General features: G+C 50.2%; 8 protein-coding genes. 3 read left to right on the top strand and 5 right to left on the bottom strand.

Annotation, left to right across the window (positions count from 1 at the left end):
• The first annotated feature begins 46 nt into the window (after nt 1–46).
• Complete coding sequence (gene uxuA / locus M1B78_RS00405; protein ID WP_257930547.1) at nt 47–1,219, top strand: mannonate dehydratase; 1,173 nt, start codon at nt 47–49, stop codon at nt 1,217–1,219.
• Between the two features lie 349 nt (nt 1,220–1,568).
• Here uxuA and dcm read toward each other — a convergent pair whose 3' ends face one another.
• The 5 genes from dcm to M1B78_RS00380 all read right to left on the bottom strand — a co-directional run bounded on the left by dcm (nt 1,569) and on the right by M1B78_RS00380 (nt 10,642).
• Nucleotides 1,569–3,287 carry a DNA (cytosine-5-)-methyltransferase gene (dcm, locus tag M1B78_RS00400; RefSeq protein WP_136008725.1) on the bottom strand — a complete coding sequence of 573 codons (1,719 nt, stop codon included), beginning with the start codon at nt 3,285–3,287 and terminating at the stop codon, nt 1,569–1,571.
• 2 nt (nt 3,288–3,289) lie between these two features.
• Nucleotides 3,290–4,720: a Sau3AI family type II restriction endonuclease gene (locus M1B78_RS00395; protein WP_136008726.1), complete on the bottom strand. Its 1,431-nt coding sequence runs from the start codon at nt 4,718–4,720 to the stop codon at nt 3,290–3,292.
• Between the two features lie 260 nt (nt 4,721–4,980).
• Nucleotides 4,981–7,206, bottom strand: coding sequence for a glycoside hydrolase family 3 C-terminal domain-containing protein (locus M1B78_RS00390; protein ID WP_257939582.1), 2,226 nt, complete (start codon nt 7,204–7,206; stop codon nt 4,981–4,983).
• 332 nt (nt 7,207–7,538) lie between these two features.
• Entirely contained in the window at nt 7,539–8,789 is a 1,251-nt protein-coding gene (locus M1B78_RS00385) for a glycoside hydrolase family 5 protein (RefSeq protein ID WP_257930515.1), read from the bottom strand.
• Between the two features lie 209 nt (nt 8,790–8,998).
• On the bottom strand, nt 8,999–10,642 hold the full coding sequence (locus M1B78_RS00380) for a DUF6377 domain-containing protein (protein ID WP_257930514.1): 1,644 nt from the start codon (nt 10,640–10,642) through the stop codon (nt 8,999–9,001).
• A 56-nt stretch (nt 10,643–10,698) separates the two neighbouring features.
• Here M1B78_RS00380 and M1B78_RS00375 point away from each other — a divergent pair, with 56 nt between their 5' ends.
• Nucleotides 10,699–11,886 carry a DUF5009 domain-containing protein gene (locus tag M1B78_RS00375; RefSeq protein WP_257939581.1) on the top strand — a complete coding sequence of 396 codons (1,188 nt, stop codon included), beginning with the start codon at nt 10,699–10,701 and terminating at the stop codon, nt 11,884–11,886.
• On the top strand, nt 11,886–12,467 hold the full coding sequence (locus M1B78_RS00370; RefSeq protein WP_257930512.1) for an epoxyqueuosine reductase QueH: 582 nt from the start codon (nt 11,886–11,888) through the stop codon (nt 12,465–12,467). Before M1B78_RS00375 ends, M1B78_RS00370 begins: the two co-directional genes overlap by 1 nt.
• The last annotated feature ends 23 nt before the right edge of the window (nt 12,468–12,490 follow it).

The raw sequence follows: 12,490 nt of genomic DNA, 5'->3' as shown, positions 1-12,490 counted from the left end.
TCACCCCTCCTCCTCAAGGGGGCGGGGAGGCAAACTTACATACATTATGATACTTTGTGAACAAACCTGGCGCTGGTACGGTCCCAACGACCCGGTAAGCCTTTGGGACATAAAACAAGCCGGAGCCACCGGCATTGTGAACGCCTTGCACCATATTCCAAACGGAGAGATATGGACGGTAGAGGAGATCGGGAAACGGAAAGAAATGATTGAGTCCGTCGGCCTGCGATGGTCTGTAGTAGAGAGCGTGCCCGTGCACGAGCATATCAAGACCCAAACCGGAGACTTCCGGAAGTATATCGACAACTATAAGGAAAGCTTGCGCAACCTGGGCAAGTGTGGCATCAACACCGTCACGTACAACTTCATGCCCGTGCTGGACTGGACGCGCACCGACCTTGCCTACGAACTGCCCGACGGCAGCCGCGCCCTCCGCTTCGAACGCGCCGCCTTCATCGCCTTCGACCTCTTCCTGCTGCGCCGCCCCGGTGCCGAGGCCGAATACACCGACGAAGAAAAGGCCAAGGCCCGTGCCCGCTTCGAGGAGATGACGGAGGCAGACAGGCAACTGCTTGTGCGCAACATCATTGCCGGGCTTCCCGGCTCGGAAGAGAGCTTCACCCTGGAGCTGTTTCAGCACGAACTGGACCGCTACAGAGACATCACTCCGGAGCGTCTGCGCGCCAACCTGATTTACTTCCTGAAGGAAATCGCCCCGGTGGCCGACGAAGCGGGCGTCGTGCTCGTCATCCATCCGGACGACCCGCCCTGCTCCATCCTCGGCCTGCCGCGCATCATGAGCTGCGCTGCCGACTTTCAGGCACTGGTCGACGCCGTCCCCAACAGGAGCAACGGCCTCTGCCTCTGCACCGGCTCGCTCGGCGTGAGCGCCGCCAACGACTGTGCGGCCATCATGCGGCAGTTTGCCCACCGCATCCACTTCGTGCACCTGCGCAGCACGCAACGCGACGCCGAAGGCAACTTCCACGAGGCCAATCACCTGGAAGGCGACGTGGACATGTATCACGTGATGAAGGCTTTCCTTGAACTGCAACAATGCCGTGGCGTCTCCATCCCGATGCGTCCCGACCACGGACACCAAATGGTGGACGACCTGAAGAAGAAGACCAACCCCGGATACTCTTGCATCGGCCGCCTGCGCGGACTGGCAGAGCTGCGCGGACTGGAGATGGGCATTGCAAAGTCGATGGAGGAATAAGATTTCTTTTCTTATATACTCTGCAAGAAGCCGTTGAACTGCAAACAATATTGTAGTTCAACGGTTCCTTTATATAAACAAATACCTTTTCTTGTTTGTCTGAAGCTACCGGAAAATGAACAAGACAACAACAGGCAAACCTATGGCATCAAAAATGCTTAAGATAGGGTACGAGGCACTCTCATCCTACTTGGAAGGTAATATCAGGTGTAAGGGATTAAACGTCTTCTCAAACATACTGAGGCAGCCTTGAACGTAGCATGAAGCAGCTTCCTCTGTATCTCTGCGTTCAATCCCCAATATATCAGGAACGAAACAACAAGAGGGAGTAAATAGCAAGAACTTCAAATCATTCAATCACTCGGTTTAAGATAGTATCTGTATATGTATTGAATATAGCAAGCCTGATAAGCTTATATTCGGGCAAACTTTCCAGAAATTCCAATTCCAATACCAATCTCGGTTCAGTATCCCCACTCTCTTTATAAATTTCCGCCTTGCTTCCAATCCGGGCTATACGGATAAGATAGAGATCACGAACCCCCTTACCTTTTATATAAGGCATAAAATAATAAAGCTTATTCAAAGAAATAGTGGACGGAAAAGATTTTGCCTTCCCCGTATAGTATATCTTTGTGGGAGTTCCATTCAAGAAATAATCTTGATTGTCTAATTTGACCAGCCCAATAAGAAGCCGTTTCGTTCCATCAAGGATATATGTTTTCCTTGGAGCATTTGCAGCAATTTTTTTCGTTTCCTCAGTGAATAAATTCAAATCCAACGTCGGATGTGCATCACGTTGTATATGAATAGGACGTGAAGATACAGGCGCTTCATTATAAATGAACCGATAAAGGCTTTTTCCTATTTGTTCAACGATACCACATACAAGTGCATTCCCCATGAGAAAAGCGCGACGTCCATCCGAAACTTCAGGATGAAACGTATGATTATCGGGGAACATATTCAACCGTTCCAATTCAATGGGGATAAGACGACGATACCTCCCGGACGGAGTCTGCACCACATGTTTGAAACGGGACGGGGCAGCTCCTCCTTCACCGGTAATCATCGTACGCGACGGTTTGTCCAAACTATCGGGAAAAGCCATTCCACCTTCAGAAAAAACATACTCATATCCCTCCTTGGAAACACGGTTTATTTTCTTCGCCCCTTTCTCGTACTGCCATTTAGGCAATTCTTCTTCAGAAATAAAAAAGTCTTCCGGAACAAATTCTTCACTGACCAAATTGTCGCCTAATGTCTGGAAAGTACCCTCATACATAGCTACAGCATCTACAGAAAACACATGCCGGTCCATCATCATACCTGCATTGCCAAAAGGACTCTCTCTCTTTCCTTGATTGAAAGTTGCAGAAACTTCCTGGACACTCCCCTTTATATCAAAGGCGGACAATGTCTTCTCTTTCTGTTTGAAAGGAAAAGATTGAGCCATTACTCCATCATATAGTACCCAATCCTCCATTCCTTCAATCCGGTTTGCCACGACCGAACCCTTACGATACCCCACAATATAAGTCCGGCGCCGACGTTGCGGCATTCCATAATCGGCAGCATTGATTACCCGCCATTCCACCACATAGCCAAGGTCGGACAACGATGCAAGAATAATAGCGAAATCACGGCCACGTTGGGTTGCCGGAGAGTTTATCAGCCTATCTACATTCTCAAAGAAAATATAATCAGGGCGACTCTCGCCTTTCTCTTCAAGAATACGATAGATTTGCCACCACAATACCCCCTTTTTCCCCTCAATACCACCGGAGCGGCTCAAAGTGGCAGCTACAGAATAGTCTTGACAAGGGAAACCGCCTACCAAAAGGTCATGATTGGGAATCTCCTCTGTCGGCACTGTATTTATATCACGATTCGAATGCCCTTTACAGCCGAAACGGGCCTTATACACCAATGAAGCATCTTGACGTTTGGTCGATGGTTCCCATTGATTGTTCCAAATGGTTTGATAAGCATCCGACGCACCTTCCAAGCCAATCCGGAAGCCTCCTACACCTGCAAAAAGTTCTACAACACGTATCTGATTACTCATTTTTACCGTTTTTCGTCTTGTCTTTGTTCTACAATCTCTCTTACGTAGTCATTATTAAACCAATAGCAAAACTTCTTTGCACCTTTCCCGTCAGGCGTAGGTGCAATGTCTTTTGCTTTCTGGGCTTTTGGCCGTACATGGAACTTCTTTCTATCGCAAGCTTTCCACCAATAGTCCTCTGAGATATGACTTTCCAAGATATTCTTCTTGATATGTTCCCAATATACCTCAGCACATTCCAGGTCGGATTGGGGCATAGTCCAAAAAAATGCGTCATCAAGCTCATAGTCCCCTTTCCCTTTATGCCGTTCTCTGAAAACAACGAATAAAAATCGACTTGAATATAACTCATAGAGCCTGGATTCATACCAATTCCCACATTCGGCAACCTCCATATAGTCAATATTCTCAAACGACATGGCTTCTTTAATAATACCATCGGCCTGCACTCGGACAGTTTTCATCATAAGCCCGGCTTTCAGAAACTCTTCAGAACGATTGACATTCGAGCATTTGCCAGATGCAACGACAGCATTGGCAATCATTGCAAATTTATTCTTTGGATTATTTGAAATGTCCACCTTTTTATCTTTGGCAATAGCCTCATAGTTTTTACCCATATACGGTTTGAAACGTTTTAAGACAATCTCATCAAAGCTATTTTTACTCAAATCCTGAGAAGTAAGCAATGGATTCTCAGACAATCCGAAATTTGCCACAGCCTTTTCGCCTACATTCACGACATACTGCAAAACAGTACGCATATAGGCCATCTTCAAACTGAAAGCACGTCGTGGAGCGTTAACCTCCGAATTCGGCTGTGCCATCAGGCTATCTCCTTTTTGTCCTTTCCTGCAAGCTCCAAGATACATCGTATCACCTTCGGATAACAAATGTGCCTCACCACGTTTAATCTTATCTACAATCAACTCATAATCATGTCGAATAATCAACAAGTCCTTCTCCGGAAGTTTCCATAATACAGAAAAGACAAACTCCAAATCCAGATTATCATAACCCTTGCGATATAGATAGAATAATAACAACATCAATTGGCATTTGAGATAAAAATGCGAATGTTCAAAATCTTCATTTACAACATCACAATAGTTTATCATATTACAAACAAGGCGTTCCTTGACAAGATAGTCCTTATTCTTTCCGAGCTTCAAGGGAGTACATTTCAATTCCATTCCAGCCTGCGAAAAATCCGCTTCGGGATTATTATTGGTCTCAAGTAAAAAATAAAGGTTCTCAACCATTTGACCAATTCCCCCCTTACCTTTTCTACGTTCATATCCCTTGTCAGCAAATTCACGCAGTGTTTTGCCTAACAGTCCCTTGCTATATTCGAATATACTGGTAGCATTTGCAGCATCATACGGCAGCGCATTTTTTTCCGGACAACTGTTACAATTCATGTTACTAACCATGAGATTTTTTTTGATTTTATATAAGTGCAACCTTTAGTCATCATAGACGAAGCATGCAAAATTAGAGGAATTTTAGTAATTACCTACTATAACCCATCTGTTTCTTTACCTAATATGGTTCGGATTTCAATAGAATCATCTTTCTCTCTAAAATGCAGACGAGATGCAGAAAAGAAAAACGCAGAGACACAAAGGGACTCTGTACCCTAATGTCTCCGCGTTCAATTACTCCGGTATTATATACCCAAAAGCAACCTGCCTTATTTCAATTCGAAAGGAACCACTCCCTTTATATCGGCCGCCGATGCTGCTATGACAGCCTCGAACTTGCCCGGCTCGGCCACCCAGGCATGGCGGGCATCGTCGAAGAAGCTAAGCGCCTCCTTGTCGATGGTGAAGGTGACTTCCTTCGCTTCGCCCGGAGCCAGCCTCACCTTGCGGAAGCCTTTCAGCTCCTTGACGGGACGGGGCAGAGAGGACTTCTTGTCGCTGATGTAGAGCTGCACCACTTCCTGCCCTTCGCGCGTGCCGGTATTCTTTACGGTCAGCTTCACGGTCAGCTTGCCGTCGGTCTGCATGGTGGTGGCGTCGGCCGTCGGCTTGCCATATTCGAAAGTGGTATAGCTCAAACCGTGGCCGAAGGGGAAGAGGGGCTTGAGGTTCTTCTGCTTGTCGGCCCAACGGTAGCCCACGAAGATGCTCTCATTGTACCTGATGTCGATGATGTCTCTGCTCCGCTTGCCGGTATATTGGCCCAGGCTGTGGGCGGGGCAGTCTTCCAGCTTCGCGGGGAAGGTGAACGGAAGCTTGCCGCTGGGATTGACATCGCCCATGAGAATGGCTGCCAGCGAGTGGCCGGCCTCGGAACCCAGATACCAGTCTTGCACGATGGCAGGCACTTCGTCTACCCAGGGCATGGCGATGGCGTTGCCGGAGATGTTGACGACAATCAGGTTCTTGTTGGCCCCGGCCAGTGCGGAGATAACGGCATCCTGACCGTAGGACAAGCCCAGACCCTTACGGTCGGAGTCCTCGCAGTCTTGGCCGTTGCTCTTGTTCAGGCCGCCGATGAAGATAACGTAATCGGCATCCCGGGCCTCTTTCACGGCTTCGGCTATCAGCTCTTCGGGAGTACGGTCATCCTTCAGATTCTGTCCGGTCACCACCCCGTTGTATTCGCCGCTTGCATCGCCCACGTAGCCGCGGGCATATACCACCCGGGCCTTGCCGGCCACACGCTGCTTGATGCCGTCCAGCGGAGAGAGCTCGCGCTGCACCTTCAGCGAAGAGCTGCCGCCGCCCACGGTCATCATCTTGATGGCATTCTCGCCCACTACCAGGATCTTTTCGGCGCGGTTCAGGTCTATCGGAAGCAGATTGCCCTTGTTCTTCAGCAACACGATGCCCTCTTCGCCGATGCGGCGGGCAGCCTCGTAATGCTCTGCAGAGAGCATGCTTCCCCACGGACGGTGGGGATTCATCGCCGTGCGGAAGATAAGGCGCAGGATGCGGCGCACCTTGTCGTCCAGCTCCTTGGTGCCTACCTTGCCCTCGCGGATAAGGTTCAGATAGGGATTTGCCAGATAATAGTTATCGTATGCGTTGCTGGCACCGTTCGAGAGTCCGTTGGTCCAGCTGCCGAACTCCATGTCGAGTCCGTTGGTAATGGCTTGCCGGGTGTCGTGCGTGCCTCCCCAGTCCGAGATGACTACACCGTCGAATCCCCATTCGCCTTTCAATATATCGTTCAATGTGTATTGGTTGTGACAAAGATGTTGGCCTTTGTAAAGGTTGTAGGCACCCATGATGCTCCACGCTCCACCCTCTTGCACGGCCATCTTGAAGGCTGGCAGATAGATCTCATAAAGGGCACGGTCGTCTACAATCACATTGGTGGTATGGCGGTTCACTTCGTGATTGTTCAAGGCAAAGTGTTTGACGCAGGCAGCCACGCCGTTCTGCTGCACGCCCCGGATATAAGGCACCACCATCTTTCCGGCCAGATAGGGGTCTTCGCCCATGTACTCGAAGTTGCGTCCGTTGAGCGGTGTACGGTAAATGTTGACACCGGGCCCCAGCAAGACGGACTTGTTGCGATAGCGCGCCTCTTCGCCGATGCTCTGTCCGTAAAGGAGAGACATTTCGGGGTTCCAGGTTGCTGCCAGGCAGGTCAGGGCAGGGAAAGCCACGCAGGAGTCGTTGGTGCACCCGGCCTGTTCCCACTCATCCCACAGCACATCGGGACGTATGCCGTGAGGACCGTCGTCCGTCCATACATCGGGAATGCCCAAACGGGGCACGCCTGCACTGCTGAACTTGCTTTGCGCATGGGTCAGCTTTACTTTCTCTTCCAGGGTCAGACGGCTCAAGGCGTCTTCCACTCTTTCTTCGATAGGTTTGCTTGCGTCCAGATAGACGGGCTGCTGTTGCGCCGAAAGAGGAAGCGCGGCAGCAGCCAGAGCCAAGCCGAATAATACTTTTCTCATTGTTGGATAATTAGGTTGTTGCATTATTAAGTTGTTATATAATCAAGTTGCCGTATTATCAGGTTGTTGCATTATCAGTCCGTACTATTGATAATTCCCAATATAGAAGGGAATATGAATTAGCCCCTACCACATAGGAACTGAGGTCTTTAAGCCCGGGTGTTTTGGGGTACTCAGTCCTATGGTGTGCGCAGCTAGTCCCGGCATCTCACCTCCGGGATTTGATACGTACTGCTTACAGCCTATTTGCAGTCTGCTCACAATATGCTTGCAATATGCTTACAGCCTATTTGCAGCCTGCTTGCAACCGGTTTGGAGCGAGGCAGCACCCGCTACTTCATTCCCAATGACCGGATATAGCCCTCCTGAACCACACAATTCTTCAGTTTGCATGCCTCGATGAAGTCCGTCATCGCCTTGCGGGCCATGGCCTGCGCGGGACGTGCCTCACGGATTTCCTTGTACGTGGCACGCGGTGCTTCGGAGAAATACACGATGTTTGCCCAGTTTTCCGGCGGAGTGATGCCGACGAAAGAGGAGCCGTCCATCTTCTTGTAGGGCCAGAAGGTATAGCCGATGTTGTTCTCGCGCATCGTCTGGCAGAAGGCGGCCTGCCATTCGTCCGTATTGTGGCCTATCTCACCCATGTACATGGGCAGGTTCACACTGTCGCGAAAGTTGATAATCGTCTGGATGGCAGCCTGGGTGGGTTCGCCTCCGTAACGGTGGCAGGTGTACATTATCTTGTCGTCGAACTTGGAGTCTTTGAAAGGCTTGAAATTGCCGTTCCATTGCGAGCCGCCCAGCAGGATGATGTGGTTGTTGTCTACCTGGCGGATGGCGGCTACTCCTTTCTTATATACATCTTCCAGCTTAGAGTTGAGTTCTTCCATGTTCTCGAAGTAAGGGGCAATGGGCTCGTTGAAGAGTTCGTAACCGAGGATGACCGGTTCGTTCTTGTAGCGGTCGGCTATCCGGCGCCAGATGTCGCAATAGAGTTGCTGGCTGGCTTCGCTGTCGAACAGCCAGGGATAACCGTAGCTGTCGTCGATGTTGTCGCCCGTCTGTCCGCCGGGGGCGTCGTGCATGTCGAGGATGAGATACAAGTCCGACTCACGACACCAGTCTACAAGGCTGTCTACGCGGGCAAAGCCGTCTTGGGCGGTGGTCAGCCCCATATAGTCCTCGTCCGTAAACAGTTTGTAATGGAAAGGCAGACGGATGGTGTTGGCACCCCGGCTCTTGATGAAGCGGATGTCTTCGCGCGTTATGTAGTTGTCCTTGAATGCCTTCCAGAAGTCGGCGGTAAAATCCGGTCCCACCAGCTGGCAGAACATCTCGTTGATGAAACGGCCCGAGTTGGTCTTGCTGAACCTGAACATGTAGCCTTCCGGATTCAGCCAATTGCCGAGGTTGGTGCCCATGATGAAGAGTTTGGTTCCGTCGGGCTTTATCAGGTCTTGGCCCTGAATGGTTACGAATGCATCTTGAGTTACTTCTTTTGCCGCTTGTTTCTCACTGCATCCCGCAAGGCCCAAAGACAGCAAGGCGATGGAAATGCTTGTAGCTAATAGATGTTTCATGGTAATTATTTTTTGGGGTTATAGTATTAGTCGCGATATTTATTTTTACTTCCCCAAAGTTAGGAAAGATAAGAATATCCCATGCCGGCGAATTGGGAATAGGTGGAGAGCTGAAAAGGAGGAAAGAGCATAAACATCTAATAACCAAAAATATAAACTGGAATGGAGAAAGCTAAAAAGTGGATTCGGATAATCTGTCTGACGTATTGTCAACGTATCTGCATCAGCCTCATTTCGAAATCCTCGCGCGAGATACGCGCTTTGTTCTTCACTTTGGCGCGGTAATTATAGATGGTGTTTACGGAGTAACGAAGGAATTCTGCAATCTGCGAACTGTCGTCGATGCCCAGACGAATCAAGGCGAAAATGCGGAGTTCCGTATTCAGCAATTCACCTTTACGAAGCACGATGCGTTCTTCCGGTTGCAGCAGGTCGTTGAATTTATCCACAAAATCGGGAAAAAGATGCAGGAAGGCGATATCAAAGTTTTCATAGAGTTCCTTCAATCCGGTGTCCAGCACTTCGCGGGAGCGTACCATTTTCAGCAACTCGTCCATCTGGCCGGCAGAGATTTTCTTGTTGACCATCCGCCGGTAGGTATCCAGGCGGTTGATGTAGATGGAGCAAAGGTTCATGAAACGTCCCACATACTCCTCCTTGATATTGTTTGACAGTTGCAGCTGCTCGTTGGTCTGCTCCAAATTATTCCTCGCAGCAGAGAGGCGACGCATCTGCCGATAGATAAAGACCACCGCCACAGCCAGCAGCACAATCAGGGTACTGATGAACCAGAGATACAAGCGGAGCCGGTCGTTCTGCCGCTCGCGCATGGCTTGGTAGGTAAGGTCTATCAGCGAAAGGATACCCGCAGTCTGGAGGCTGCGGCTACGGGCGTTGTAGCGGTTGGTCTCGTCCCACGAGAAACGGATGTAGCGATAGGCATGCTCCATGTCTCCTTCTTCATAGAGAAGTTCCGCCAGATTCCAGAGTGAAGCATGGTCTGTGATACTCAGGCGGATATCGGTAAGTGCAGACAAGGCGAGGTAGCGTTTCTCTTCCTCCCGGTTGCCAAGCCGTCGGTAGAGCAATGAGCGCTGATAGGTCACCAGTGCATATTCGGGAGTATTGGGTTCTGCATGTGCCAGGCGCGCGTCATTGATACTTAAGGCTTCGTCCAGATGGCCGGCAGCAGCCTCCCGCGTCTCCATACGTTCCAGGTAGAGGGGCGACGAAGGCAGAAGTACCTGCACCAGAGAGTCGTCATAATGGACAGCCAAGGCTTGATAACGCTTCTTGAAAGAATCGTCCAGCGTATAGAAACTCAGCTCCGTGTAAAGTTTATGATAACAATTGTAATAATCCGGCAGCAGATGAGCGGGAAAGGAGGATTTGTCTATCTGCCTCAAGAGTTCGGCGGCTTCCTCGTACATGCCTGCCGAAGCCATCAGGTGGGCGAGTTCCAGCCTTGTCTCGAGCGCTGCATTCCGTTGGCCATAGCGCTCTGCCCAATTCAGATTGACGTGGAGGTAATGGATGGCCGAATCGCAGACATAGGCCTTGTATTCCTTGTAGATTTCCCCATTCCATCGGAAAAAAGAGAGATTGGTGGTATCGGCATCCAGCAATCGACGCCTCAGCCGGGCAATGCGTCCTTCACGCTGGGCGGCATAGTGCCGGTGCGCCTCGATAGCCTCATCCAAAGAGGAGGTGAGTGCAGTAAAGGAGGGCGTGCCGGCAGCCAAAGCCACACTTTGCCATATCACGACGACAAGAAAACAAAAAGTAAATAATCTCCTTTCCATGACCATAAAGTTCATGCAAATATACGAAGAAATCCTGCAAAGAAATAGCATCGGAAAGAATAGTTCCCTATATTTGCATTTAAAAACCCCCAAACAGATTGTCTATCATGAAAAGCTTAACACCCCCCCAACGAGTTGTCGCGGTAGACGTATTCCGCGCACTCACCATGTTCCTCATGCTCTTCGTCAACGACATTCCCGGGCTGAAAAACGTGCCACACTGGCTGATGCATGCCAAGATGGACGAAGACATGATGGGATTCTCCGACACCATCTTCCCTGCTTTCCTTTTCTGCATGGGAATGTCCGTATCCTTTGCCATACAAAACAGGTACAGGAAGGGAGACAACACTCTGCAAGTCGTGACCCATATCTTCCGGCGGACAGTGGCGCTGATTGCCATGGGACTGTTTTCACTGAACAGCGGAGGCATCGAAGGCGGTCTATCGCACCAATGGTTCTCCATCCTGATGGTCATCGGTTTCTTCCTCACCTGGGGGGTATATCCCAAAGCGGAAGGAACGAAAAAGACCCTTTTCACCGCAATGAAAACGGCAGGCGTGCTGCTGCTCGCCTTCCTCGTCATCTACAAGGACATGAACGGGAAACCCTTCCAGATAGGTTGGTGGGGCATCCTCGGACTTATCGGCTGGACGTATGCGGTATGCGCAGGCATCTACCTGTTCACCCGGGAGAACCTGCGGAAGAATGCCGTTGTCTGGTTTGTGGTTGTATTGCTTGCCGTAGTCAGCCATTCGGACTTGATACCGGGAGAGTACGGCAGCCGGATTATTCTGCTTCCCTTCATTCCGAGCGACTGGACGCTGCATACCTTCGGTATGTCCGGCGTACTGACCTCCCTGCTTATGCAACGCTATGCCGACCGGGAACGGCCGGGACGGTTCATCGGCATACTTTGTGCCCTCGGCGCAGGAATGCTTGTCCTTGCCCTCGTCTCACACCCGTTCTGGATTATATCCAAGATACAAGCCACACCGACATGGCTGTTCTACTGCCTCGCCATGTTCTTCCCACTGTTCGGTTTCTTCTACTGGCTGACGGACGTGAAAGGCAAGGCCAACCGGTTCGATATCATCAAACCTGCAGGTACGGCAACGCTGACCTGCTATATCATTCCTTACATCTGGTATGCTGTCCAGCAATTGCTGCATCTGCACTATCCCGAGGCATTGGGAAGCGGTGTACCGGGGCTGCTCAAGTCTCTCGTGTTCTCGCTTGTCGTTGTGGGGCTGACCGGCCTGCTGGTGAAAGGAAAAATTAAACTGAAAGTATAATGTTGAAAGTTCAAACACCCAACGGTGACCACAAGGTACTGCTGCATTCGTGCTGCGCACCTTGCTCCTCTGCCATCATCGAGTGTATGCTGGAAAACGGCATACGCCCCACCGTATTCTACTGTAATCCCAACATCTATCCGCAGGCAGAATATGAGATAAGGAAAAACGAGGCTATCCGTTTCGTAACCTCCAAAAACCTCGATTTCATCGATGCAGATTATGACTATGCACACTGGCTGTACTCTATAAAAGGATTGGAAAACGAACCGGAGCGCGGCGGGCGATGCCTGAAATGCTTCACGCTGCGCCTCACGGAGACTGCGCGTTATGCCTCCGAACATGGTTTCTCCGTATTCACCACCACCCTCGCCTCTTCGCGCTGGAAAAGCCTGGAACAAATCAATGAAGCAGGACACCGTGCCGCCGCGCTCTATCCGGGTATCCTCTTCTGGGAACAGAATTGGCGGAAAGGCGGGCTCCAAGACCGGCGCAACCAACTGCTGAAAGTGTATGATTTCTACAATCAGCAGTATTGTGGCTGCGAATTCAGTATGCAACGACTGGAAAAGAACAAATAACGTTAAACGAAAATTAAAGATAA

This window comes from Bacteroides muris (ex Fokt et al. 2023) (genome assembly GCF_024704895.1).
Lineage (GTDB): Bacteria > Bacteroidota > Bacteroidia > Bacteroidales > Bacteroidaceae > Bacteroides > Bacteroides muris.
This window is presented reverse-complemented; position numbering and strand designations above follow the sequence as displayed.